The organism is Kitasatospora arboriphila, from assembly GCF_039528095.1.
Taxonomy (GTDB): Bacteria; Actinomycetota; Actinomycetes; order Streptomycetales; family Streptomycetaceae; genus Kitasatospora; species Kitasatospora arboriphila.
In genome coordinates this window covers 66,693-91,553 of the sequence record NZ_BAAALD010000007.1, presented here as the reverse complement: position 1 = coordinate 91,553, position 24,861 = coordinate 66,693, and the positions used below count along the sequence as shown (strand labels likewise).

21 protein-coding genes are annotated in these 24,861 nt (G+C 76.6%); 9 read left to right on the top strand and 12 right to left on the bottom strand.

Translation table 11 applies throughout. From position 1 onward, the window contains the following. The 4 genes from ABD353_RS06060 to ABD353_RS06045 form a co-directional block, all read left to right on the top strand. Positions 1 to 204 (top strand): ROK family protein (locus ABD353_RS06060; protein ID WP_344622428.1); only part of this gene is annotated, 204 nt, incomplete at its 5' end. Between the two features lie 302 nt (positions 205 to 506). Further along, positions 507 to 1,433 carry a hypothetical protein gene (locus ABD353_RS06055; protein WP_344622427.1) on the top strand — a complete coding sequence of 309 codons (927 nt, stop codon included), beginning with the start codon at positions 507 to 509 and terminating at the stop codon, positions 1,431 to 1,433. Between the two features lie 5 nt (positions 1,434 to 1,438). Next, positions 1,439 to 2,254 carry an SDR family NAD(P)-dependent oxidoreductase gene (locus tag ABD353_RS06050; RefSeq protein ID WP_344622426.1) on the top strand — a complete coding sequence of 272 codons (816 nt, stop codon included), beginning with the start codon at positions 1,439 to 1,441 and terminating at the stop codon, positions 2,252 to 2,254. Positions 2,255 to 2,268: 14 nt separating this feature from the next. Next, on the top strand, positions 2,269 to 2,982 hold the full coding sequence (locus ABD353_RS06045; RefSeq protein WP_344622425.1) for a polysaccharide deacetylase family protein: 714 nt from the start codon (positions 2,269 to 2,271) through the stop codon (positions 2,980 to 2,982). Positions 2,983 to 2,999: 17 nt separating this feature from the next. Here ABD353_RS06045 and ABD353_RS06040 read toward each other — a convergent pair whose 3' ends face one another. The 9 genes from ABD353_RS06040 to ABD353_RS06000 form a co-directional block, all read right to left on the bottom strand. Next, on the bottom strand, positions 3,000 to 4,094 hold the full coding sequence (locus tag ABD353_RS06040) for an MGDG synthase family glycosyltransferase (RefSeq protein WP_344622424.1): 1,095 nt from the start codon (positions 4,092 to 4,094) through the stop codon (positions 3,000 to 3,002). 17 nt (positions 4,095 to 4,111) lie between these two features. Next, positions 4,112 to 5,080 carry an NAD-dependent epimerase/dehydratase family protein gene (locus ABD353_RS06035; protein WP_344622423.1) on the bottom strand — a complete coding sequence of 323 codons (969 nt, stop codon included), beginning with the start codon at positions 5,078 to 5,080 and terminating at the stop codon, positions 4,112 to 4,114. A 13-nt stretch (positions 5,081 to 5,093) separates the two neighbouring features. Further along, a complete protein-coding gene (locus ABD353_RS06030) occupies positions 5,094 to 6,218 on the bottom strand; it encodes a DegT/DnrJ/EryC1/StrS family aminotransferase (RefSeq protein ID WP_344622422.1) in 1,125 nt (374 codons plus the stop codon). A 308-nt stretch (positions 6,219 to 6,526) separates the two neighbouring features. After that, a complete protein-coding gene (locus tag ABD353_RS06025; RefSeq protein WP_344622421.1) occupies positions 6,527 to 7,459 on the bottom strand; it encodes an MBL fold metallo-hydrolase in 933 nt (310 codons plus the stop codon). Positions 7,460 to 7,635: 176 nt separating this feature from the next. Then, positions 7,636 to 8,436, bottom strand: coding sequence for a nucleotidyltransferase domain-containing protein (locus ABD353_RS06020; RefSeq protein WP_344622420.1), 801 nt, complete (start codon positions 8,434 to 8,436; stop codon positions 7,636 to 7,638). A 218-nt stretch (positions 8,437 to 8,654) separates the two neighbouring features. Beyond that, a complete protein-coding gene (locus tag ABD353_RS06015) occupies positions 8,655 to 11,591 on the bottom strand; it encodes a hypothetical protein (RefSeq protein ID WP_344622419.1) in 2,937 nt (978 codons plus the stop codon). Further along, on the bottom strand, positions 11,591 to 13,480 hold the full coding sequence (locus ABD353_RS06010; RefSeq protein WP_344622482.1) for an HSP90 family protein: 1,890 nt from the start codon (positions 13,478 to 13,480) through the stop codon (positions 11,591 to 11,593). The genes ABD353_RS06015 and ABD353_RS06010 overlap by 1 nt, the downstream gene beginning before the upstream one ends. Positions 13,481 to 13,569: 89 nt before the next feature. Next, positions 13,570 to 14,550 carry a tetratricopeptide repeat protein gene (locus tag ABD353_RS06005; RefSeq protein WP_344622418.1) on the bottom strand — a complete coding sequence of 327 codons (981 nt, stop codon included), beginning with the start codon at positions 14,548 to 14,550 and terminating at the stop codon, positions 13,570 to 13,572. A gap of 206 nt (positions 14,551 to 14,756) precedes the next feature. Next, the gene (locus ABD353_RS06000; RefSeq protein ID WP_344622417.1) at positions 14,757 to 15,110 is read right to left on the bottom strand and encodes a hypothetical protein; all 354 of its coding nucleotides are present in this window, start codon (positions 15,108 to 15,110) and stop codon (positions 14,757 to 14,759) included. Between the two features lie 221 nt (positions 15,111 to 15,331). Here ABD353_RS06000 and ABD353_RS05995 point away from each other — a divergent pair, with 221 nt between their 5' ends. Further along, positions 15,332 to 16,249, top strand: a complete 918-nt coding sequence (locus ABD353_RS05995) for a helix-turn-helix transcriptional regulator (protein WP_344622416.1) — start codon at positions 15,332 to 15,334, stop codon at positions 16,247 to 16,249. 10 nt (positions 16,250 to 16,259) lie between these two features. Continuing rightward, positions 16,260 to 17,300 carry a HEAT repeat domain-containing protein gene (locus tag ABD353_RS05990; RefSeq protein ID WP_344622415.1) on the top strand — a complete coding sequence of 347 codons (1,041 nt, stop codon included), beginning with the start codon at positions 16,260 to 16,262 and terminating at the stop codon, positions 17,298 to 17,300. 161 nt (positions 17,301 to 17,461) lie between these two features. On the opposite strand, the gene ABD353_RS05985 is transcribed toward ABD353_RS05990, so the two are convergent. After that, positions 17,462 to 18,079: a TetR/AcrR family transcriptional regulator gene (locus ABD353_RS05985; protein ID WP_344622414.1), complete on the bottom strand. Its 618-nt coding sequence runs from the start codon at positions 18,077 to 18,079 to the stop codon at positions 17,462 to 17,464. Positions 18,080 to 18,186: 107 nt separating this feature from the next. Here ABD353_RS05985 and ABD353_RS05980 point away from each other — a divergent pair, with 107 nt between their 5' ends. After that, complete coding sequence (locus tag ABD353_RS05980) at positions 18,187 to 19,827, top strand: MFS transporter (RefSeq protein WP_344622413.1); 1,641 nt, start codon at positions 18,187 to 18,189, stop codon at positions 19,825 to 19,827. A 111-nt stretch (positions 19,828 to 19,938) separates the two neighbouring features. Next, a complete protein-coding gene (locus ABD353_RS05975) occupies positions 19,939 to 21,267 on the top strand; it encodes a M48 family metallopeptidase (RefSeq protein ID WP_344622412.1) in 1,329 nt (442 codons plus the stop codon). 117 nt (positions 21,268 to 21,384) lie between these two features. On the opposite strand, the gene ABD353_RS05970 is transcribed toward ABD353_RS05975, so the two are convergent. Continuing rightward, positions 21,385 to 21,861, bottom strand: coding sequence for a hypothetical protein (locus tag ABD353_RS05970; protein ID WP_344622411.1), 477 nt, complete (start codon positions 21,859 to 21,861; stop codon positions 21,385 to 21,387). Between the two features lie 489 nt (positions 21,862 to 22,350). Between ABD353_RS05970 and ABD353_RS05965 the strand changes: the two genes are divergently transcribed. Beyond that, positions 22,351 to 23,295 carry an NUDIX hydrolase gene (locus tag ABD353_RS05965; protein ID WP_344622410.1) on the top strand — a complete coding sequence of 315 codons (945 nt, stop codon included), beginning with the start codon at positions 22,351 to 22,353 and terminating at the stop codon, positions 23,293 to 23,295. A 50-nt stretch (positions 23,296 to 23,345) separates the two neighbouring features. Here ABD353_RS05965 and ABD353_RS05960 read toward each other — a convergent pair whose 3' ends face one another. After that, positions 23,346 to 24,818, bottom strand: coding sequence for a HAMP domain-containing sensor histidine kinase (locus ABD353_RS05960; protein WP_344622409.1), 1,473 nt, complete (start codon positions 24,816 to 24,818; stop codon positions 23,346 to 23,348). Between the last annotated feature and the right edge of the window lie 43 nt (positions 24,819 to 24,861).

The following is a 24,861-nucleotide window of genomic DNA, read 5'->3' as shown; positions in this document are numbered from 1 at the left end:
CAGGTCGACGCCGCCGTCCTCGGCGGCGGCGTCTCCCAGGCCGGCGACATCCTCTTCGAACCGCTCCGCCGCCACCTCGCCGCGTACGCCACCCTCCCCTTCGCCGCCCACGTCGTTCTCGCCCCCGCCGCCCTCGGCACCGACGCCGGCCTGATCGGCGCCGCCGCACTCGCCCTCCCCGCCCTCGCCGCCGCCGTGCACTGATCAGGGCAAACCTCGACACGGGCGCGGGAACTGCGCGGTCCGGGACGGGCCAACCCCCCAGGGGCGCGTGAGGCACCTCCCGGCCCCCCGCGCCCCTGATGTGGCTTGCCCCTGATGTGCAGCGTGAGCCGCATCCTGGGCTGCGCAGTTCCCCGCGCCCCTGGCCGGTTCGGCCGGACCCGTCGCTGAGCCGCAGCGGGCTGCACGGTGCCAGGGGGTGGCACAGACTGAGGGGTGGATCCCGTCGTAATGGGGCGGGCGGGCGGGCCGTGCGGCACGGCCCTGGCGGGATTGGAGCAGCCGTGCTTCTGGGACTCGCCACCGCGCTCGCGGCGGCCGTGTGCTTCGGCTTCGCCTGTGTGTTCCAGGCCCGCGGCGCGCGGGCCGCGCCGACCGCGGACCGGGTGCGGCCGGGTCTGCTCGTCCGGCTCGCCCGTTCGGGCCCGTTCCTGCTGGGCACCGGGCTCGATGTCGCCGGTTTCGCGCTGAGCATCGTCGCCCTGCGCACCATGCCCCTCTTCTTCGTGCAGGCGGTGACCAACGCCGGGCTCGCCGTCACGGCGGGCGCCGCCGTCTGGCTGCTGGGCGCCCGGCTGCACCGGAGCGACCTGGCCGGGATCGCGGCGGTCGTCGCGGGGCTGACGCTGCTGGCCTTCGCGTCCGGCCCGGACGGCCGCAACCACGCCGGTCCGGTCTTCCATGCGGCGCTGCTCGCCGCGACGATCGCGATGCTGCTGCTCACCGTCCTGCTGGCGCGGCGCCGGGGCACCGCGGCGGCGGCCGCGCTGGGTGTGCTCAGCGGTGTCGGTTTCGGCATCACCAGTCTGGCGGTGCGCGTGCTCGACGTGTCGGGCCCGGCCGCGGTGCTCGCGGATCCGGCGACGTACGCGCTGGTCCTCGGCGGGCTCGGCGGTTACCTGGCGTTCGCGCTGGCGCTGCAGCGCGGCGGTGTGACGGCGGCGACCGCCGCGGGCACGGTCGCGGAGACCTTCGGCCCGGCGCTGGTCGGGGTGCTCGCGCTCGGCGACCAGGCCCGGCCGGGGGCCGGCTGGGCCGCGCTGCTCGGCTTCACCGCCGCGGTCGGCGGCACCGTCGTCCTCGCCCGGTTCGGCGACGTGGAGGCGCCGCCCGACGCTCCGGACCCACCGGCTACCGACCCGCCGCCGACGGACGCAACGCCGACGGACCTGCCGGCCGCCACCCCCCTCCCCCGCACCGCAGACAGGTGACCCAGGTGAGCATCGACGACAGCACCGAGACCTTCTCCGCCCCGGCGGCGTCCGCCGACGGACGTGCAGCCCGGCCGGTCCGGCCGGTCGCCCTGATCACCGGCGCGTCCTCCGGGATCGGCGCGGCCACGGCCGACCGGCTGCACGCCATGGGGTGGTCGCTGCTGCTCTCCGGGACCGATGCCGGCCGGCTGCACGCGGTCGCGGCGCGGACCGGTGGCCGGGTCCTGGCCGAGGACCTCAACGCCGCCGAGGGGCCCGGCCGGCTCGCCGAACGGGCCCTGGCCACGGCCGGCCGGGTGGACGCCCTGGTGGCCAGCGCCGGGATCGGCTGGCGCGGGCCGTTCTCCGCGATGCCGCCGGAGGTCCTCGCCGAGATGGTGACGGTCGACCTCGCCGCGCCGCTGCAGCTGTCCCGCGCCCTGCTGCCCGGCATGCTGGAGCGCGGCCGCGGCCGGATCGTCCTGCTCGGGTCGATGGCCGGGCAGGTCGGCGTGGGCGGCGAGGCCGCGTACGCCGCGGTGAAGGGCGGGCTGTCGCTGTTCGCCGAGAGCCTCTGGTACGAGCTGCGGGGCACCGGCGTCGGGGTCCGGATCATCCTGCCCGGCGCGGTCGACACCCCGTTCTTCGCCCGCCGCGGCACACCGTTCCACCGCACCCGGCCCCGCCCGCTGCCGCCGGAGTCCATCGCGGACTCCATCGCCCGCACCATCACCGGCAACCGCAGCCGGGTGTTCGCCCCGCACTGGCTGGCGCTGCCGGCCCGGCTGCACGGCGCCGCCCCGGGCGTGTTCCGGCGGCTGGCGGACCGGTTCGCGTGAGGGGCCCGGCGCGCGTGGCGGCCGCGGCCGGTGCCACGGCCGCCGGTGTCGGGGTGCTGCACCTGGCGACCGCGGTGACCCGGCTGCCGGCGGTCGGCCGCGTCGCCACCCGGCGCACCGCCGGCCACGGCGCCGCCGGGCACGTCGCGCTGACCTTCGACGACGGGCCCGACCCGGCGAGCACGCCGGACTTCCTGGCGGCGCTGGACGCGCTCGGTGTGCGGGCGACGTTCTTCGTCCTCGGCAGCATGCTGGAGCGCTCCCCCGACCTCGGCCGCGAGCGCGTCCGACACGGCCACGAGGTCGGCGTGCACGGCTGGCACCACCGGCGTCCCCTCTACCCGCGGCCCGGCCGTGACCTCGCCGAACTGCGCGCCGCCGCCGAGGCCGCCGCCGAGGTCTGCGGGGTCCCGCCCCGCTGGTACCGGCCGCCGTACGGGGTGCTGAGTTCGGGGCTCGCCGCCGCCGCGCACCGGCTGGGCCTGCGCACCGTGCTGTGGACGGCCTGCGGCCGGGACTGGACCGCCCACGCCTCCCCCGACTCGGTGTACCGCTCGCTCCGGCCCGGTCTGCGCGGCGGGGCGACGGTGCTGCTGCACGACTCGGACTGCACCTCCGCCCCGGGCTCCTGGCGGTCCGCGCTCGGCGCGCTGCCGGCCGTCGCCGGTCGCTGCGCCGCCCTGGGCCTGGTCCTGGGTCCGCTGCGCGACCACGGTCTCGCCGCCTGAGCCGGGGCGGCCGGCGGTCAGGCCGCGGTCGCCAGGCCCACCCGGACGAGGGCGGCCTCGAAGGCGGTGCGCCAGGCGTCCGGGGTGGCGCTGGCCGAGGGTGCGGGGGCGGGGCGGCGGAGCGCGGCGAGCGCGTTGCGGGCGATCTCGTCGGGGCGGGCGGAGGTGACGTCGGCGTGGCCGAGCTCCAGTTCGTGCTGGAGGTTGTCGCGGCCGTGGCCCTGCACGGTGTCGAGCAGCAGCAGGCGGCGGCCGAGGGCGCGGGCCTCGCTACAGGTGTCGCCGGAGCTGGTGACGACCAGGTCGGCGGCGGCCATCAGGGCGGGGATGCGGTCCGTCCAGCCGAAGGCGTGCACCCGGGGCTGCCGTTCCTCGGCGGCGCGCAGGCGGCGTTCCAGCGGGGGGTTGCGGCCGGCCACGGCGAGGACGTGCGGCCCGGCGTCGGCGATCGCCGCGGCGGTGCGGGCGAGCGGGCCGAGCCCCCAGGAGCCGGACATCAGCAGCACGCACGGCGCGCCGTCCGGGACGCCGAGCCCGGCGCGCGCCTCGGCGCGGCCGGGCGGCCGGTAGAACGGCTTGCGCAGCGGCGGCGGCACCACGGCGGTCGGCGCGTCGGGGCGGTAGCGGCGGACGGCGCAGGCCGCGACCTCGGAGGTGACCAGGAAGAGGTCGGTACCGTCCTGGACCCAGAGGCGGTGCGGGGTGACGTCGGTGCAGAACACGAAGTGCCGCATCCCTGGCCGTCCGGCGCGCAGGTCGTTGACGGCGGAGGTGGCGGTGGCGAAGACGGAGACCACCAGGTCGGGCCGGTGCCGGTCGAGGAGCAGCCGGACCTGGCGGGTGAGTCGGGTGCGGGCGGCGGAGTCGGCGAGCAGGGCGAGCCGGCTGCCGGGGCGCAGGGCGGCGAAGTGGAAGGCGTCGTAGAGGCCGGGCAGGTCGTGCATGCGGCGGAAGACGGCTTCGCCGGCCCGGCCGGCGGTGCTGCCGAGGAGTGCCATGGCGTCGACGGTGGTGGTGGTCCAGCCGCGGGCGCGCAGGGTGTCGGCGCACGCCTCGGCCATGACGTCGTGGCCCTGGCCGATCGATCCGGAGATCAGCAGTGCGGTGGGCACGGGCGGCTCCGGCCGGTTCAGCGGCCGGGCCGCGGCGGCGCGGGCGGGGCGGGCGGGGCGGGCGGGTCGTCCTGGGCGCGGTGCCAGTCGACGTACCGGCTGACGCCGTCGGTGAAGCTGGTCTGCGGGGACCAGCCGAGCAGCCGCTTGGCGCGGGCGGCGGAGATCCGGCGGGGGGTGTAGTCGGCGGGCCGGGCCTCGATGTGCTCGATGGTGACGGGGCCGAGCAGGCGGTCGACGGTGTCGGCGATCTGCCGGATCGAGACGGCGGTGGGGCCCTCCAGGGCGAAGGTCTCGTCCTGGGCGTCCGGGGAGAGGGCGTGCACGTGGGCGTCGGCGAGGTCCTCGACGTAGACGAAGTTGCGGGTCTGGCGGCCGTCGCCGGCGATGGTGATGGGGTCGTGCCGCAGGGCGGCCTTGACGAAGCGGGCGACGACGAGTTCGTCGCGCATCCGCGGCCCGTAGGGGATGCCGTAGCGGAGGATGGTGAAGTGCCGGCCGTACAGCTCGCGGTAGCTGTGGACGAGCATCTCGGCGGCGAGCTTGCTGGCGACGTAGAGGTGGCCGCTGCGTTCGAGGTCGACGGGGACGTGTTCGTCGAGTTCGCCGCCGTCGGGTCCGGGTTCGGTCTGGGCGGCGCCGTAGACCCAGACGGTGCTGGCGAGGACGGTGCGGCTGAGTCCGGCCAGGCGGGCGGCCTCCAGCACGGTGGCGGTGCCGTCGATGTTGACCCGGACGGCGCGGACGGGATCGGCGGCGACCTTCTCGACGTCGGCCATGGCCGCGAGGTGGAAGACCACCTCGGCGCCGTTGAGGGCGGCGGTCAGGGCGGGCAGGTCGAGGACGTCGACGCGGGCGTGCTCGGCGGCGGGGTTGAGGTACTGGTCGGTGGTGTCCAGGACGAGCACGTCGTGGCCGGCGGTGACGAGCCGGTCGACGACGTGGGAGCCGATGAATCCACAGCCCCCGGTGACGGCTACGCGCATGGTGCCTCCTCCTTCATCGGGCCAGTCGGTGGTGGACGGCCGTGACGGCTTCGATCACCCGGGCGGTCTCGTCCTCGGTCATGTCGGAGTGGACGGGCAGGCAGATCTGGCGGGCGCACACGTCCTCGGCGACCGGCAGCGGCGGGCCCTGGTAGGGGCCGAAGACGGGCTGGCGGTGCAGCGGCAGGTCGTAGACCTCGCCGGCGAGGCGGACGCCGAAGCCGTCGTGGACCTCGCGCTTGAAGCGGGCCCGGTCGGTGCCGGGCGGCAGCAGGGCGATGTACTTGTAGACGTTGCTGCGGCAGCCGGGGGGTTCGGGCAGGGCGTCGAGGCCGGGGACTCCGGCCAGCGCGGCGTCGTAGCGGCGGGCGACCTCGCGGCGGGCCTCGACGAACTCCTTGAGGCGGCGCAGGTGGATCGTGCCGACGGCGGCGTGCAGCTCGCTGAGGCGCCAGGCGTAGCCCTGCCGGACGTGGTGGTTGGTGGTGAAGGAGCCCTTGCCCTGGTCGCGGTAGATCCGGGCCTCGTCGCGGACCTCGGACGAGCCGGTGAGGATCATGCCGCCCTCGCCGCTGGTGACGACCTTGGTCGGGTAGAAGGAGAAGGCTCCGCCGAGTCCGAAGCCGCCGGCGGCGCGGCCGTCGTAGCTGCTGCCGTGGGCGTGCGCGGCGTCCTCGACCAGGGCGATGCCGCGGGCGTCGCACAGGGCGCGCAGGGCGTCCGCCTCCGGGGTGATCAGACCGCCGATGTGGACGAGGACGACGGCCGCGGTGTCCGGGGTGAGGGCGGCCTCCAGCGTGGCGGGGCTGAGGGCGAGGGTGGTGGGGTCGACGTCGGCCATCACGGGGTTGCCGCCCGCGTGCAGGACGGCGGCGCCGGTGGCGTAGAAGGTGACGGCGGGGACGACGACGTCGCGGCCGCGGACACCGACGGTGCGCAGCAGCACCTCGAGGGCGGCGGTGCCGCTGGAGACGGCGACCGCGTGGGCGGCGCCGTGCTCGGCCGCGAAGGCCTCCTCGAACCGCTCCGTCCAGGGGCCGAGCGTCAGCGCGCCGGTGGCGAGGATCTCCTCGACCGCCTCGGCGACCGCCGCCCGGTCGGCCTCGTCGAACACGATGCGAGCCGCGGGTACCCCCACGTGACACCTCCAGCAGCCTGACGGGCAGCAGCCTGCCCGTCTTGGTCAGGGCATCTCAGGCTAAATCTGGCACAACGGACAGGGGCCACCGGAGCGGGCCGGCCGGGCCACGGCGCACGGCCCGTGCCCGGGCGAACACCGGGACGGCGGACGGCCGGGCCGCCCGCGGCGGAGTGATCGAGGCACGGGCCGGCGGTTCGCCCACCCGGGTGGCCGGGGTACCGCAGGGGGCACCCCGGCGGGCCCGCAAGGGGGTGCGGAGGCTGCGGCGGCCCCGGCCGCCGCCCGGACCGCCGCGGGGCCGCCGGTCAGGCGAGGCAGCGCAGCGGGGCTCCGCCGTTGCAGGTGATCATGTCGCGGAGCACGGGCGGGATCGCCAGGCGCTCGCCGCGGACGCCGCCGGCGAGGTCGTGGTAGGCGCGGTGCAGGTTGGCCACCAGCCGCTCCGACTCGGGCAGGTCGGCGAACTCGCCGAGGTCGGCGTCCTGGGCGACCTGCAGCGGGGTGAGCCCGGCGGCCCGGCCCTCCTGGGCGAGCCGCAGGACGAGGCGCAGGTAGCGGAGGTTGGTGGCGATGACGGAGGCGTCCTGGACGGGGCCGTGGCCGCTGACGACCACCGCGGGGTCGAGCGCGGCGAGTTGCTCCAGGGTCTCGATGCAGCCGGTCACCGAGCCCATCATCACGAAGGGGGTCGTCCCGCTGAAGGTGAGGTCGCCGGCGAACAGCACCCGGGTGTCGGGCAGCCAGACCACGAGGTCGCCGGTGGTGTGGGCGGGGCCGTAGTGGACGAGTTCCACCGGGCGGTCGTCGAGGTGGAGGGTGAGCCGGTCCCGGAAGGTCACGTCCGGCTCCATCGGCCGCACGGCGCCCCACTGCACCTCGGGCCAGATCACCGGCAGGTTGAGGCCGTCGAGCAGGTTGGCGGAGCGCGCCTCCTCGTGGGCGATGACGGTGGCCTGCGGCGTGAACAGGCTGGCCCCGTAGTGGTGGTCGCCGTGGTGGTGGGTGATGACGACCCGGGTGACGGGGTGCGGGGTGAGCTCGGCCACCGCGGCCTTGAGGCCGAGGGCGCGGCGCTCGGTCGCGGTGCAGTCGACGAGGGTGGTGGAGCGGCGTCCGGCGAGCACCCCGGCGTTGCTGACGCACCATCCGCTGTGCGACTGGAGGTAGACGTGGACGCCGTCCTCGATCTCCACGAGGCGTGCGGTGTCCTGGAACAGGTCGTGCGGTGCGTGCGGCATGGGCCCCCCCGGCTGGCTGGCCGCCGCTGCCGGTCGGTCGCGGCGGCGATCAAACGTTGACCGGCCATTGTGTCCGCGCCCGCACGGCATCAAGCTATGATCTGCATCACAGCTTGTCGGATCATATGATTCATCGGTCGTCCTCGAAGGACGGCCCCTCCAGCGGCCGGTCCGACTCAGCCGGAGCCCTCCGCCGCGGCGGCCTCCGCGACCCGGTCACCCACCCAGGCCAGGAAGGCCCGCACATCGGCCGCGGGCAGCGGGCGGGCCTCGGCGCGGGGCCGGTCGAAACTCTCCAGCGCCGCACCGATCAGCGCACGGAAGCCCTCCTCGGCCGCGGCGACCTCCCGCCCGGCCCGGCACTTGGACAGCCAGTGTCCGGTCCGGCAGAACTCCGCGGCGCGGCAGCCGTTCAGCACCCGGTTGTCCGCCAAGTGACCCTCGCCCTCGGCGTGTTCACGCACCGAGGCGGCGAGCGCGGCGAGCACCTCGGCCCGCGCCGGAGCGGCGATCACCTCCGGTGCCGGTCGGCCGAACAGCGCCAGGCCCGACCCGTGGGCGACGGCACGGTCGACGGTGTACCAGAACGCCGTCGCCCCCGCGGGGTCGAAGCTCGCCCGGTCGGGCAGCAGCGGGCCGGTGTTGAGGTCCAGCAGGTACCCGGCCCCGCCGGACGGCCGGCGCACGGAGTCCCCGCCGTAGACCACCAGTTCCAGCCCGGCCGCCGGACACGGCAGCCCCGGGTGCGACAGCACGGCGGCCAGCTCCCGCAGCGCCGCGGCCGGCAGCGCGGGATCCACCACCACGGCGACGTCCACGTCGCTGCGCCCGTGCCGGTAGTCCCCTAGCGCGACCGACCCGACCGCGTACACGCCGATCAGCCGCGGCCCGCACACCACCCGGGTGCGGCGCACCAGTTCGTCGAGGTAGGGCCGCAGCTCGGCGGGGACGCCCCGGCCGTCGGAAGGATCCGTCATCCACCCAGTCTCCCCCGCCGGGTGTGCAATCCAGGGGCGCGGGGAACTGCGCAGTCCGGGAGTGGTGTTCCGACGAATCCGGCTCATCCCTGGTCCGCACAGTGGCCCGCATCCGAATCGCGCAGTTCCCCGCGCCCCTGACGTGGCCACCCACGCGCCCCCATGGGTCATCCGTACGCCTCTGAAGACACGCCCTACCGCTCGTCCGCGGCCGGCGGTCAGGACGTGCCGGCCTCGGCGGCGAGGCGGTCGCCGAGGGCCGCGAGGACTCCGGCGGCCTCCGTCAGTCCGGCGCGTTCGCAGCGGCGGACGCCCTCGGCCAGCCGGGCACGGGCGGCGTCGGTACGGCCGAGGCTGCGGCCCTCGATCAGGGCCGCCATCCGCAGGGCCTCGGCGCGCGGCTCCTCGCCGTCCGCGCCACCGGCCTCGTGGGCGGCGACGGCCGCCTCCGCGGCGGCCAGGCCCTCCTCGGCCCGGTCGGTGAAGGCGTAGCAGCGGGCCCGCTCGTAGTGGCCGAGACCGCGCTGGTACCAGGAGGTGACGGGGTGGCCGTCGGCCTCGGCGCCCGCGACGACCTCGTCGGCCTCGTCGAGCCGGGCCAGCGCCTCGTCCAGGCCGTCCTCGCCGCGGGCCTGCACGGTGAGCCGGGCCAGCTGCTGCAGCATGCCGCAGACCTGGTCGGCGCGGGGCGCGACCGCGTGCGCGGCGAGGGCGCGGGTGCGGGCGGTGTCGGCGGCCTCCCAGCGGCCGGCCTCGGCGAGGGCGACGGTGGCCTCGCAGGCGACCATGGTGTGGATGTCCTGGCCGTCCTCCCAGCCGGCGGCCTCGTCGGCGAGCAGCAGGTAGTGCTCGGCGGCCTCCCGGTACTCCTCCAGTCCGAGCAGGCCGCGGGCCAGGTCGAGCCGGACCTGCGCCCGGGCCCGCCCGTCGAAGCCGTCCGCGCCGGTCTCCAGCAGCAGCGACTCCAGGACGGCGACCGCGTCGCCGGGCCGGCCGCTGTCCCGCAGCACCGAGGCGAGCTGCATCCGGGCGCCCGCCGCGTCCTCCGCCTTGCCGGCGCGGTCGAAGCGGTCGGCGGCCTCGGTGAGCGCGCGGGCGGCGCCGGCCGCGTCGCCGGTGTGCTCGCAGGCGTGGCCGAGCATCGCGTAGGTCGGGCCGTACGGGAAGGAGGTGTCGTGCCAGCGGACGGCCTCGGCGACCGCCCGCTGCAGGACCTCGGCCGCGCGGGCGTGCTCGCCGGTCATCAGCTCGATCTGGCCGAGCAGCCCGAGCGGGCGGGGGGTGCGCCAGGGCAGCCCGTCCCGCTCCAACTGCTCGATCGAGGTCTCCAGCCCCTCGCGCGCCTCGGCCATCCGGCCCTGCCGGGCGGCGATGTCGGCGGCGTACTGGCGGGCGGCGGCGATGCGCAGCGGCAGGCCGAGTTCGGTGGCCCCGGTGCGGTAGGCGTCGAGCAGCCGGTCGAAGCGGGCGGCCACCTCGGCGGGCGGTTCCGGCAGGGCGGCGACCAGTTCCTGGTAGGCGGCGAAGGTGAGGCTGTGCACCACGGCCAGCCGGTCCTCGGCGGCGTCCCCGCCCTGCCCCTCGCCGGTCCGCGGGGCCGCGGCGGCGAGTTCGTCGGCGCGGCGGAGCGCCTCGTCGAGCGCGGGCCAGTCGGGTGCGGCGCTGTCCTCCTCGCCGAGGTGGGCGACGGCGGCGCGGGTGCGCACCACCAGGGCGCGGATCGGCAGTCCGGCGCTCTCGTACAGCTCGGCGGCGGCGAGCAGTTCGGTGCGGGCGGTCTGCCAGTCGTCGGCCTCGAAGGCGTGCTGGGCGCGGTGGTCGGCGAGGTTGCCCTGCAGCCGTTCCGCGGGGCCGAGTTCCGGGTGGTCGGGGTGGACGTGGTCGTCGTCGGCGACGACGGTGGTGATCCGGGCCCACAGCGCGTCGGCGTCGGGGTGGTCGGTCCGGTCGAGTTCGCGGGCGCGCAGCACCAGGGCGACGAAGTCCTCGGGGACGGGCTCGGCCGTGGGACGGACCACCGGGGCGGCGGCCGGCGCGGGCACCTGCCCGGCGGCCCGCACGCCGAGGGCGAGCGGCCGGTCGAGCAGCGGGGTGCGGGCGAGGCGGGCCCGGCGGCGGGCGCCGACCGCGGTGGTGCCGTTGCGGGCGTCGAAGCGGGCGGCCGACTGCTCGGCCTCGGCCGCGACGTGGGCGTGCAGCGCGTCGACCGTCCAGTTCCGGCCGGCGGGGCCGGCGGCGGGCAGGTCGCCGTGGCCGAGGGCGGCGAGCCGGGCGGTGAGCACCTCGACGCCGACGAGGAAGCCCAGCCGGGCCAGCGGGTCGCCGTGCCCGTCGAAGAGGCCGCGGTTCTCGGCGAGGATCTCCAGGCCGCGGGGTTCGTTGCCGGAGAGCGCGCAGAACTCCAGGTGCAGGCCGATCTGGCTCGCGGTGCTGGACTTGCCGCGGGCGCCGCGGTAGCCGACGAGGTGGCTGGAGCGGGCCTCGTCGAGCCGGCCCTCGCGCAGCAGCGGCAGCAGGGCCCAGGCGTGGCTGGTCCACGGCTCCTCGGAGCAGGTGCTCTCGCCGCCGAGCACGGGCTGCCACTCCCGCAGGGCGCGGGCGTCGTCGCCGCGGGCGGCGTGGTGGCGGGCCCGGGCACGGACCTCGCAGGCGGTGCAGTCGCTCATCTGCGAGCGCGGCCTGGTCGCCCACAGGTCGAAGGCGTCGTCGGCGGCGTCGCCGGTGTGCGCGGCGAGGTGGTACCGCTGCGCGTAGTACGGCTGCAGGCCGTGGTCGGCGGCGGTGTAGCGGCTGCGCATCTCGTCGTGCCAGCGCCGAATCGCGTCCAGCGGCACGTCCGGGGTGGAGAGCAGCGCGGACGCGACCCACTTGAAGCGCCAGAACACCTGGAGGCGGGCCCACTCGTTGAAGTCGTCGGGGTGGGTGTCCCAGAGCTTGAGGATCCGGGCGAAGACGACGGGGGCCTTGCGGGCCTCGCCGTCGTACTCGTAGGCCTCCATCAGGTCCATCAGGGCGAGCACCTGCAGCTCGCGGTGGTCGGGGAACTGCTCGGCGGCCTCGGCGAGTTCCTCGGCGGTGACGGTGCGCGAACGGCCGTAGGGGCGGGCGTCGTTGGCGCGCAGCGCCTCGGTGAGCGCCTCGGGGGTGTCCGTCATCAGGACTCCTTCTGCGGGTCGGCGGCGTCGCGGCCGAGCATGGCGTGGTCGAGCAGGCCGAGGAACGACCGGTTGAGCAGGGCGCTCTCGCCCGCCGTCAGCGGGCGGCGGGTGAGCAGCACGGCCTGCCCGTAGAGGGCCTCGGCGGCGATCACCGCGAGCTCCTTGCCGGGGATGGTGGCGGCGCGCCGCACCAGCGGGTTGAGGTGGTTGAGGACGAGCTGCGCCCGCGGCACCTCGGCGCGCAGCGAGCCGAGGATGTCCGCCCACAGGCCGTCGGCCTCGTCGGCGAGGCGGGCCCGGGTGCGCTCGTGCCGGGCCTCGCGGTTGTCGAGCAGCAGGGCGGGCGCGCTGGCGGGGTGGAAGCTGCGCAGTGCGACGTCGCAGTCGAAGCGGCCGACGACCTCGCGGGCGGTGGCGAGGAAGGCGGCGGCGGCGAGTTCGGCGGACGGGTCGACGGTGTCCAGGTGGGCGGTGACGGTGCCCGGGTCGAGGTCGGCGACGGAGGTGCCGGGCCGGATCTCGGGCAGCCGGTGCACGAGGTCGCTGTCGTAGGTGTAGCCGCCGTTGACGACGCCGAGGCCGGCGGCGCCGGCGATCGGCGCGACCTGGCGGAACTCCTCGACGGTGCGGGCGACCAGGATCACCGGGTGGGCGCGGGCGAACTCGTCGAGGGTGACGTTGCCGTCGGTGGTCTCGAAGGGCAGCCAGGGCAGCAGCATCCGCAGCAGCTCGTCGTCGTAGCGGGCGAGCGCCTTGACGGCCAGGTGGTGGACGCCGATGAACCGGTGCAGCAGCGCCGGGTCGCTGGCGGACAGGCCGGTCAGCCAGTCGCGGATCCGGGCGCCGCAGGCCTCGCGGACGGCGGCGAGCGTCTCGTCGGCGTACAGGCCCTCGCGGGAGGCGGTGGGGCGCAGGCCGTCGGCGTCGACGACGCAGCGGACGAAGAACGCCCAGTCCGGCAGCAGGTCGTCGGCCTGGTCGGAGACCAGCATGCCCTTGAGGTGGACGCGGTGGCCGGCCCGGCGCGAGGGCGGCGCGGCGTCGGGCAGCACGTAGGCGGCGCCGCGCAGGCCGACCAGCGGCAGGTCGAGCTCGATGGTGTCGAGCGGGGTGAAGTCGAAGGTGTCCCGGCAGTAGGCGGTCAGCGCCTCGCGGCGGGCGAGCGGGGAGCCGTGCCGGACGTCCCAGGGTGCGGGGGCGTCGATCCGGGTGGCGGTGCCGCGGGCGTCGGTGACGGTGACCTCGTGGCGCAGCAGGCTGCCGTAGTGGCGGGCGAGTTCGACGACCTGGTCGTGGCGGGTCCACCGGGTGGCGTCGGGCCGGGGGGTGAGGTGCACGGTGGTGCCGGGCTCGGGCTTCGCCGACGCGGGCAGGGTGGTGATGGTGTAGCGGCCGTCGGAGTGGCCGCGCCACTCGACGACGGGGGCGTCGGGGCTCTTGGCGGAGCGGCTGACGACGGTGATCTCGTCGGCGACGACGAAGCAGGCCAGCAGGCCGATGCCGAACTGGCCGATGAAGTCGCTGCGGGCCGCCGCCAGGCCGGAGTTGTCGAGGCCGCCGTCGGCGGTGCGCTTGGAGCTGCGGCCGATGGTGGCGAGGAAGGTGTGCACGTCGGCCTCGGTGATGCCGATGCCGGTGTCGGTGACGGTCAGGTCGCCGTCGGCCCGGACGGTGATCCGGGCGGGGGCGGACGGGTCGGCGGCGCGGCGGGCGGAGATGGCGTCGACCGCGTTCTGCAGCAGCTCGCGCAGGTACACCCGGGGGCTGGAGTAGAGGTGGTGGGAGAGCAGGTCCACCAGTCCGCGCAGGTCGACCTGGAAGGTGTGCGCGGTCGGCGTGGCGGCGCCGGGGACGGCGCTGCCGGCGGCGGCGGTCTTCGGGTCCAGGGGGGTGCTGTCGGTTGACACCGGGTCGGGGCTCTTTCGGTTCGGCGGCGGTGGGGTCGGGTGGCTGCGGCGGGTGCCGGCGGCGCGGGTCAGCGGCCGGCGCGGGCGACGGCCGTCCGGCAGGTCCGGAAGGCCCGGGCGGGGTCGGCGTCGAGGTAGGCCCAGGGGAACTCGGTCACCGTGTCGCCTAGCTCGCCGAACAGCAGGTTCGCCGTCGCCGGCTGCCCCGCCATCGAGAACGCCATCGCGAAGGTGTTGTGCGCGCTGCGCCAGCCGCGCCCGCGGACGTACGCCGGGTGCAGCACGGACCGCTCGGCGGCCTCGTGCAGCTGGTCCCTGACGGCCTGCCGGGTGATGTACGCACGGTCGTCACCGCTGTCGAGGTCGAGCCAGTGCTCGACGTGGGCGAGCGCGACCAGTTCGCCCAGCGGGCTGCCCTCCGGCGCGGCGAGCATCGACGTCCGGGCGAAGTCGTGCATCTCCTCGTGCGAGCCGCCCCACTTGCGGCAGAGCTGCTGCAGCCGCTGGCGGTGCGAGCCGAGGTGGTCGGGGCGGCGGCGCAGCGCGGCCTCGAAGCGGTGCCGGGCGACGTCCGGGCCGAGGGAGGCGCCGCGGGCGCTGATCTGCAGGAAGTACCAGGGCGCGAGCCAGGTGGGCTCGCGCTCTGCGACGGCGTACAGCAGCTCCTCGGCCTGCTCCAGCCGCTCCCCGAACAGCTGCCACTGCTCGCGGCTGACGTGCTGGGCGCGGGCTGCCGTCCGTGCCTCCCACGCCCAGGAGACCTGGCGGGCACCGGCGAGCAGCAGCGGCAGGGCCGAGTCCGGCTCGGCGGCGACCGCCTCGGCCAGCCAGCTCTCGCTGCCGGTGGTCTCGGCGAGCTGGGCGATCAGCCACGTCAGGTCCGCCTCGTCCGCGACGGTGCCGAGGCCGGCGCGGACCGCCTGCCAGTCACCGGCGGCGGCCCGGGCCCGCAGGCCGCGGAGCTCCTCCTCGCCGTAGGCCGGGTCGACCGCGGGGCCGGCTCCCCCGCCGCCGGACCGGCGTCCCAGCAGCCGTCCGAGAATCGACATGGCGGCAGCCCCCTCCGTGCCGCCGGCCCCGTCCGGCCGCGGCACACGTTCGTGTCCACAGGTGCTTCTGCACAGGTGAGTGGGCCGTGTACGACGATCACTCGAACGGAGTACATATCACGTGGGGGCGACAGCACGGCAGTCCATTACCGGCGGCGATCGGACCATGGCCGTCCGCCCGGGTCGGACGGCTCGGCGGCGGCTCGTCAGCGGCCGGAGGGGGGGCGGCCCGGGCGGGTGCGGCGCAGCAGGGCCGCGAGCCGGCCGGGCCTGCGCCGGGGGCGGCCGGGCTGCGGGCGGAAGGGCTCGGCGCCCGTCCCGGCGTCTCCCCGGGGCGCGCCGGGGAGGGCCACGGGTGCCCGGCGCTCGGCCTGCGCGAGGATCTCGACGTGGGTGTCGCGCCCGCTCGGGTGGTACGCCTCCTCGTAGGCCGCGACGGCGGCCCGGACGGCCGCGCCGGCGAGGCCCCGGCGGCGGACGAGGACGGCGCGCCCGCCGAAGCACCCCATCAGCAGGGCCAGCACCGCGGCGGTCAGCAGGTACGGAACGAGGGCGGCCACGGGCCCGAGCCTATCGGGGTGGCTGTGCTCCCCGCCGGGCCTCCGAGGGCGCCCGCAGCGCCTCCGCGCGACGGACGACCTCCTGGAGCCGGTCCGCCGTGAGGTGCCGCACCGCCCACAGCAACTCGGCCACCCCGGCCGCCGCCGGGTCGGGGACGGGCCCGTGCCTGGTCCTCGCAGGGCCAGGCTGCGACCGCCGCCGCCCGGCCATAATCGGCGGCATGAGCACTGCGACCGGCCTCAACGAGTTCCTGCGCAGCCGGCGGGCCCGACTGCGGCCGCAGGACGTCGCCCTGCCCGAGTACGGGGGCGCCCGCCGGGTCGCCGGGCTGCGCCGCGAGGAGATCGCCCTGCTCGCGGGCGTCAGCGTGGACTACTACACGCGGATGGAACAGGGACGGGTGCCCAACCCGTCGGCCGCGGTGCTCGACTCCCTCGCCCGCGCGCTGCGGCTGGACGAGGACGAGACCCGGCACCTGCACCAGTTGGCCCGGCCGCGGCGCCGCGGCGTTCCGGCGGCCGGCCACCCGCCGCAGCCGCAGCTCGTCCGGCCGATGCTGCGCCGGGTGCTCGACCGACTCGACGACTTCCCGGCCTTGGTGATGGGCCGGCGGATGGACGTGCTGGCCTGGAACCCGGCCGCAGGCGCCCTGCTCGGGGACTACGGCGCGCTCGACCCGGCCGAGCGGAACATCGCCCGGATCACCTTCCTCGCCCCGTCGTCCCGCGAGCTGTTCGCGGACTGGGCCGACTGCGCCCGCGAGAACGTCGCCTACCTCCACCTGGAGGCGGGACGGCACCCCGACGACCCGGTGCTCGCCCGGCTGATCGGCGAACTGTCCATGCGCAGCCAGGACTTCCGCCGGATGTGGGCCGAGCACCCCGTCCGGGACAAGACCGCCGGGACGAAGCGGTTCCGCCACCCGCTGGTGGGCGAGCTCGAACTCGCCTACGAGACGCTGCGCGCGGCCGACGACCGCGACCAGGCGCTCATCACCTACGCCGCCGAACCGGGCTCCGCGTCGGAGGACGCCCTGCGGATGCTGCTCGCCTGGTCCGCCCCTGCGCCCGACGAGGAGGACCACCGCCCGCTGCGGGCCGCCGCACCGGACGGACGGGGCGTCAGCGGGGCCCGCTAGCCTCTCGATCATGGAGAACCGGACGGAACAGCACAGCAACGGCGGGAACGCGGCGGCAAAAGCCGCGGCGGGCGCGAGGGCGGCGACCGCGGCGGCCGCACGTCTGGAGGACCCGTCCCCCGAGGTCCGCGACGCGGCGCTCGCCGCGCTGCGCGGTCTCGGCACCGCCGCGCTGCCCGCACTGGCGGCCGTCCTGCCGTTCCTCGGCGAGCGGCGCGAGGAGTACTCGGCCTGCCGGGTCCTGGAGGCGATCGGCCCGGCGGCCGTCCCCGAGCTGTTGGCCGTCCGGGCGGACGGTCCGGGCCGGCTGCGCCGGCACGCCCTGCACGCCCTCGCCCACCTCGGGGGCTGCGCCGGGCTCTCGGCCCGCGACCGGGCCGCGCTGGAGCGGCTGGTCCGCGTCAAGCTGCTGGACGACCTCCTCCCCGACGAGATGTGGGACTTCCACTGGGTCGCGGTGCCCGGCGGCAGCTACGAGGCGGCGTTCGAGGCACTGGGCCTGCACGACCGGACCCCTGCCACGCTGGCGATGGGCCTCTCCGGCCGGGTGTACGACGAGGCGGTCGTGGCGCGGCCCGACGGCACCGATCTGACCGTCCATCGGGTCTTCGTCACGCCCGAGATCGCCGGCTGGCGGCTGCTCTTCGGCACCGTCCTGGTCAACTGCCCGGACGACGGACGGCTGGAGCGGCTCGCCGAGGCCTGCGGGCAGGCGCACTACTACTTCCGCGACTGCTACGAGGACTGCCACCACTGGGCGATCGCCGAACGGGGCCGGGGCGTCGTCCGGTCCTTCCAGACCTACCGCGAGCCCGCCTGGACGGGCGAGCCGCTGCCGTGGGAGGAGCCGCAGACCGAGGACCCGCTGTGGGAGCCGGGCACGTTCGAGCCGAACGCCTCGCTGGAGTCGGACTCGCGCGCCGTCGCGGAGCGGGTCACCGTCGACCCGGAGGAGATCGACGGCGACACACCCATGACCGGCCACGGCTGGTTCGCGCTGACGGCCCCCGGCGTCGGGCACGGGGTGTTCCCCGGGGTCCTGTCGATCTGACGGCCGACGGCACGCCGGGGTCTGCGGCGTCGGCGGACCTGCCGGGCCGCCGCTGCCGGGAAGGCGCCGACCGCCGCCTCGAACTCCCGCTCCGGTGGCGGCGGTCCGCGACTGCAGGTTCCGATGACGTGCCGGCCCGGAACGGCGGAGCAGGGCGCTGCTCAGAGGCCGCGGGCGACGGCGGCGAGGACGGTGTCAACGGCGAATCCGGCCTCCTCGGCCGGGAGGTCGCGCAGCGGCCCGTCGACCAGGAGGGCGGAGAGGCCGTGCACGGCTGACCAGGCCGCGTACTCCGCGCCGGGCCGCCGGTCCGGCGGGAGTTCCCCGACCTGGACGAGCTCGTCGAGGCGGGCGGCGAGCAGGGTGTAGGGGTCGGTGCGGCCGGCCTCCGGGTCCGTCAGGGCGTGCTTGGCTCCGTGCGCGGTGGCGCCGGAGAAGGCGGTGCGGAACCAGCCGTGCTCGGTGCGGGCGAAGTCGACGTAGGCCCGGCCGATGGCCGCCAGTCTTGCCCAGGCGCGCGGGACGGGGTCGTCCTCGGCGACCTCGGCCGTGCGCCGCACCATCAGCTGCCCCAGCTGCTCCATGCAGCGGACGGCGACGGCGGCCAGCAGGTCCTGGTGGTCGGCGAAGTGCCGGTAGGCGGCGTTGTGGGAGACGCCGGCCTCCCGGCTGACGGCGCGCAGCACCACGGCCGAGGGACCGCCGGTGCGGGCGAGGGCGACTCCGGCGTCGATCAGCGCCTCGCGCAGATTCCCGTGATGGTATGTCCGATTCTCCAAGGTTTCACCGCTTTCCCAGCCAGATGTTGACATTGTCCACTTCGGGTGGAAACGTGTCAATCACCGCATGTTGTCACTGTCAACATGCATGGCGGATGGAGCCACCGATGCCCGCCCTCACCCCTCGCCGACGTCTCCTCGTGCTGGCCACGGTCTGTCTCGCGGCGTTCGCGATCAACCTCGACACGACGATCGTGAACGTCGCCCTGCCCGACCTCAGCCGGCAGCTCGACGCCACCACCCGCGACCTGCAGTGGGTGGTGGACGGCTACAACCTCGCCTTCGCCGCGCTGGTGCTCAGCGCCGGCTCGCTCGGCGACCGGTTCGGTCGCCGGCCCGCCCTGCTGCTCGGACTCGCCGGGTTCGCCGCGACCAGCACCGTCGGCAGCGCCGTCGGATCGCCCGGCGCGCTGGTGGCGGTCCGGTTCGCGATGGGCGCTTGTGCCGCGCTCATCTTCCCGACCACCCTGTCGATCATCACCAACACCTTCCCCGACCGCCGCTCCCGGGCCAAGGCGGTCGGCGTGTGGGGTGCCGTCACCGGTCTCGGCGTCGCGGTCGGCCCGGTGGTCGGCGGCGTGCTGCTGGCGCACTTCGGCTGGCCCTCGGTGTTCCTCGCGCTGGTGCCGGTCGCCCTCCTCGCGCTGGTCGCCACCTGGCTCTGGGTGCCGGAGTCCAGCAACCCCGGCTCGGCCCGCCTCGACCTGCCCGGGCTCGCCGCCTCCTCGGCCGCCATCGGCGTCCTGGTCTACACGATCATCGAGGCGCCGGAGCGCGGCTGGGGCGCACCCGCCACCCTGGCCGGGTTCGCCGCCACGGCCGTGCTCACCGCGGCCTTCGTCCGGATCGAACGCGGCCGCGCCCACCCGATGATCGACCTGTCGCTCTTCCGCACCCCGGCCTTCTCGGCCGCCAGCGGCTCGGTCACCCTCGCGTTCTTCGCCCTCTTCGGCTTCATCTTCCTGGTGACCCAGTACTTCCAGTTCATCCGCGGGTACGGCACGCTCTCCACCGGCGTCCGCATCCTGCCGGTGGCGCTGACCATCGCCGTCGGTTCGCTCGGCGGTGTCGCCCTGGTCGCCCGGCTCGGCACCCGCGCCGTGGTCACCACGGGCCTCGTCCTGCTGGGCGTCTCCTTCGCCTGGATCGCCGCCTCGCCGGCCTTCGTGTCGTACGAGCGGATCGTGGGCCAGATGGTGCTGATCGGCCTCGGCCTCGGGCTCACCACCGCACCGGCCACCGAGTCGATCCTGAGCGTGCTGCCGCCGGCCAAGGCCGGTGTCGGCTCCGCCGTCAACGACGCCACCCGCGAGGCGGGCGGCACCCTCGGCGTGGCCGTCCTCGGCTCCGTCTTCACCTCGCTCTACGCGAGCCGGCTCGCCGACACCGCCTTCTCCGGACTCCCGTCCCGGACGGCCACGGCGGCCGAGGACTCCGTCGCCTCCGCACTCGGCACGGCCTCGGGCCTCGGGCGGGCCGACCTGCTGACCGCCGTACAGACCTCCTTCATGGACGCCTTCCACCTCGCCTGCCTGGTGGCCGCGGCGATCTGCCTCGTCGGTGCGGTCGGCGCCGGACTGGCGCTGCCCGGCCGGTTCCCGCTCCGGCCCGGCGGGCACGGGACGGCGGAAGGCGACCACGGCGACCGCACCGGCCCCACGGACCGCGGTGCCACCGCCCCGGCACGGACGGCCCCGGCCGCCCCGCCGCACCGCACCGCCGTCCGGGCCCGCGGGCGGACCGCCTGAGCACGGCACGCCCGGACCCGCAGCGCGCCGCCCGTGCACGGAAGGACGGAACCACCCGGAAGCCGTGGTCCCCCTTCCCGCCGGGCGGCCGCAGTGGCAAGCTCAGATGGCGTGACCCGAGTTCGCGCGGCCGACGCCGCGCTCTGCCCGGCGTGCGGGTCCCCGGTCGCCGACGACCCGCGCTTCACCTCCTGGTGCCCCTCCTGCGAGTGGAACCTCGCCCCCCCCCCCGCCCCCGCCCCGGCCGCCCCCGCCCCCGAACAGCGGCGCACCGACCGCCGCCGGCGCAAGGAGGAGACAGCCCGCCGCACCGTGCGGGACCGGGTCGAGCGGGTCTACACGGCGGTCGCCGCCGACCGCCCGGCCGTCCGCGACCCGGCCTGGCTCGGCGCCAACGCCCTCGCCGGCGCCGTCCACCTCACCACCCTCGCCCTGGCCGTCTGCGCCGCGGGCCTGCTGATCGCGGCCCCCACCTGGCCCCTGCGGGTGCTCGGACTGTTCGCCGCCGCGCTCGTCCTCTCGCTCCGCCCGCGACTCGGAGGGCTGCCGCGCAACACCGCCCGGCTGTACCGCGGTGACGCCCCCGGGCTGTTCGCCCTGACCGACCGGGTGGCGCGGGCCCTCGGCGGCAGGCCGGTGGACGTCGTGCTGGTCACCGGGGACTTCAACGCGGGATTCGGACGGATCGGCCTGCGGCGGCGCCACGTGCTGTGGCTCGGCCTCCCGCTGTGGGCGGTGCTGGACCCCGGGCAGCGGCTGGCCCTGCTCGGCCACGAGCTCGGGCACCAGGTCAACGCCGACAGCCGCCGCGGACTGTGGCTGCGGTCCGCGCTCGCCGCGCTCGACGAGTGGGAGGAGCTGACCCGGCCCGCCCTGTACCGGCAGTCCTTCGGCACCTTCGTGGAGCTGGCGGCCTCGGCGATCCTGCAACTGCTGCTGCGCCCGGTCAACCTCGTGGCCCGGGCGCTGCTGGAACTGCTCGACCGGCTCACGCTGCGCACCGGCCAGGCCGCCGAGTACCGCGCCGACCGGCTCGCCGCCGACCTCGCCGGCACCGGGGCGAGCCTCGGGCTGCTGCGGACCCTGATGCTCCGGCGGACGGTCGACACCACCCTGCTGCGGATGCGGGCCGACCGGGCCCGACGGGCCCGCCGCACCGGAACCGACCCGGCACCCGCCGCCGGACCGTGGGAGGAGCTCTCCGCCCAGCTCGCCGACGTGCCGGCGCTGGAACGCGAACGGCTGCTGAGGCTCTCCGCCCGCGAATTCGGCACCGTCGACCGCTCGCACCCGCCGACCCACCTGAGGCTCGCCATGCTCGAAGCCCGGCCGCCCGCCGCCGGTCGGCTCCGGGCCGACGCGGCGGACTGGCCCGCGATCGACGCCGAACTCGCGCCCGCCGCCCGACAGGTCGCGGCCGACCTCGAAATCGGCCGCTGACCACCGACCGCGCCGCTGCCGACCCGCCGTCCCGGACCCGCCCCCCGACCACGGCACCCGGGCCCGAGGCCCGGGCCCGCCGACACCTCGGCCGGGAAGGGTCCGGCCGTCAGCGGCTCACCGTGCGGGACGCGGGTAGCGGCGGCCGGCGCGCATCGCCGCGCGGACCTCGGCCGCACGGCGGGCCTGCTCCTCGGGTTCGAGGCGGCGGCCGGCGGGTTCCTCGTCCGGAGCCACGTCGATGACGGTGTTGTTGGGCCGGCACCACGGGCACACCCGGGACTCGTCCGGCAGCCAGCCGTCCTCGCAGCCGAGCGGGCAGGTCGGCGCGGCCACCAGGTCGAGGGCGATGTCGTCGGCCCGCTGCAGCAGCTCCGGCGCGGTCAGCTGCGCGTACCGCTCCCACCAGCGGCGCTCCATGCGGTCCCGCAGTCGGGTGGCCGGCGTGCCCTCGGCGAGTTGCCGGGCGATGTCCTGGCGCACGGTGTGCGGCAGGCCGCCCCGCTGGTCGAGGGCTCGCATCAGCGGGCCCGGCACGGCGGCCGCGGCCCACACGGCCGGATCCTGGCCGCGGGCCGGGAAGGCGCTGCTCATGGCTGTCCTCCGGCGTCGGTCGGTTCGGTCCCAGTGAATCCCGCCGGGGCTGCGCAGCGCAACGTCGCCCTCACAGGTGCACCCGGGCCGCGCGGGAGCAGCTCCAGGGGGTGCCGCCACCGCCGATCGTCCCCGAACCGCCACGTCGGCCCACGGAGCACATCGGGAGAGGGCGCACCAGGGCCAGGAGGTGACGGGGACGCCGTTTTGCCCAGGGGGTGGACGCCGCGCCGCGCCCACCCCGGCGGGAAGGAGCACGTGGGAGTGGACGGGCGGACGATCGGCGCACGATGCCCCGGCCCGCGCCCTTGCCGTGCACCGCGCGCCGTGGCGAGGCCCGGTCGAACGGGGCGGGGCACGAACGGAGCCGGGCAGGGGCAGGGACCTGCCGATCCACCGGGCCGGACGGCGTGCCCGTGCGTAGCGGGCGGCGCCCGGTGGGCAGGCTCCGGGCGACAACCGCCACCGGACCCACTGGAGAGCCCGCCCGTGACTCCGCTCCTCCCCGACCCCGCGCCCGCCGTCCACGCAGAGGCCCTGATCCGCGACGACCGGGGGCAGGTCCTGCTCGTCCGCGCGGGTGACGGCGGCACCTGGGCGCTGCCCGGCGGCCCGGTCGCGGACGAGGAGCCCGCGCTCGCGCTCCTGCGCGTCCTCGCGGAGCGGTTCGGCGGATCCGCCGAGACCGGCCGGCTGCTGGCCGTGGACACCGAGTCACCGGCGGCGGGCCGGCGCACCCGTCTGGTGTTCCTCCACGCCGTCCATGCCGTCGACGGCACCGTCGACGGCGGCAACGGGTGGGTGCTGCCGAGCACCGCCGCGTTCCACCCCGAGCACGAGGCCACGGCCCTGCTCGCGCCACCGGCGGCACGGCGGCTCGCGGCCGCGGTCGACGCCCAGCGCGGGGCGCACACCGCGGTGCTGCGCGACGGCCACCGGACGCCGATGGGGCCGCGCGACCACTACGCCCAGCTGCCGGCGCCGATGGCGGCGGCCACCGCGCTGGTCACCGACACCTCCGGGCGGGTGCTCGTCCTGCACCCCGGCTACAAGGACCACCTGGAGCTCCCGGGCGGGATGGTCGAGGCGCACGAGGATCCGGGGCAGGCCGCCGCACGGGAGCTGATGGAGGAGCTGTCCCTCGGCGTGCCCGTCGGACGGCTGCTGGTGGTGGACACCACGCCGGCCTCCGCGACCAGGCACGGCCGGGCGCTGGCCTGCTTCGTCTTCGACACCGCGCCGCTGACACCGGAGCAGGCCGAGGGGCTGGTCTTCGCCGACGGGGAGATCAGGGCGGCGAGCTGGCTGCCTCCGGAGGAGGCCGTCCGACGGCTGCCGCCCTTCCTCGGGGCCCGGGTCTCCGCCGCCCTGCGGGCCCGCGAGGCCGGCACCGTCGTCCATCTGGAGGCCGGGCGTCCGGCGCGTCGGTCCTGAGCCCGTCCGGCCCCGGCCCCGGCGGTCCGCAGGTGGTGTGCCGGGTCGGGTCAGCTGCGGGCGGGGGCGAGCGGGAGGCGGGTGCGGAAGACGGTGGGGCCCGGGGCGGGGGCGAGGGTGAGGTCACCGCCGTGGTGGCGGGCGATGTCGCGGGCTATCGGCAGGCCGAGTCCGGCGCCGCCGTGGTCGCGGCTGCGGGCGTCGTCGAGCCGGGTGAACCGTTCGAAGATCCGCTCGCGGTCCTCGGGTGCGACCTCGGGGCCGTCGTTGGCGACCTCCAGGACGGCGTACCCGGTGCCGTCCTCGCGGTGGACGCGGACGGTGACCCGCCGGTCGGCGTGCCGCTGGGCGTTGTCGAGCAGGTTGGTCAGCAGCCGGCCGAGCCACAGCCTGCTGCCGACCACCGCGACGCCGTCCGGCAGGTCGAGGCCGACGGGGTGCGGGTCACCGGCCCGGGCCCGCACGGTGCCCGCCGCCAGTTCGGCGAGGTCGACCGGATCGAGGGGGTCGAAGGAGTCGGCGGAGCGGTCGGGCCCGGCGGAGTCGAGCCGGGCCAGCAGCAGCAGGTCGGTGGCGAGGGCCTGCAGCCGGTCGGTGTCCTCCAGGGCGCCTTCGAGCAGGGTGGTGCGCACCTCGGGATCGGGGTGGGCCAGCGCGACCTCCAGCTGGGTGCGCAGCACGGCCAGCGGGCTGCGCAGTTCGTGCGAGGCGTCCGCGATGAAGCGGCGCTGGCGTGCGCCGGCGGCCTCCAGCCGCGCCAGCATGGCGTTCATGGTGCCCGCCAGCCGTGCGATCTCGTCGTCGGCGGCCGGTACGGGGACCCGGAGGTCCAGGTGCCGGTCGCCGATGGCGGCGACGCCCGCGCGGATCGCCTCCACCGGGGCGAGCGCGCGCCCGGTGGTGCGCCAGGTGAGGACGCCGACGGTGAGCAGCAGCAGCGGGCAGAGGACGAGGAGTGCGCCGGCGGCGACGTGCTGGGCGGTGTCGACGGTGCGCAGCGAGGAGCCGACGTGCACGGTGACCTGGCCGGACGGGGTGGTGGCGGTGACGGTGGCGACCCGCTGGCGGTGCTCCTCGCCGAACGGTCGCAGGTCGAAGGTGGTGTGGCCGTCGGGACCGCCGACGGGGGTGACGGCGGGGCGGCCCGCCAGGTTCTGGCTGGCGGCCAGCACCCGGCCGTTCTCGTCGACGACCTGGACGAAGTCGGTGCCGTGGTCGAGCGGGAGCAGCGGGGTGAGCCGGGCGTCGGCGGCCAGCCGGGCGACGGCGACGGCCTGTTCGCGGGCGCCGCTCTCGACGCTGCGTTCGAGGTTGGCGTGCAGCAGGCCGAGGAGTGCGGTGGAGGCCACGAGCAGGGCGGCGCCGACGGTGGTGCAGGCGGCGAGGGTGGTCCGGGCGCGCACCGAACGCGGGGCGAGGCGCGCCACCAGGCGGCCGGCCCGGCCGCGGAGGCGCTTGCGGGGGCGGGGGCGGGCGGGTGCGGCCGGCGCGCCGGGGGGGTGCGGGGCCCGCGCGGGGGACACCGCGGGGGGGGGCTGGGGGGGGCCGGGGGGGCGGGGGGGGGGG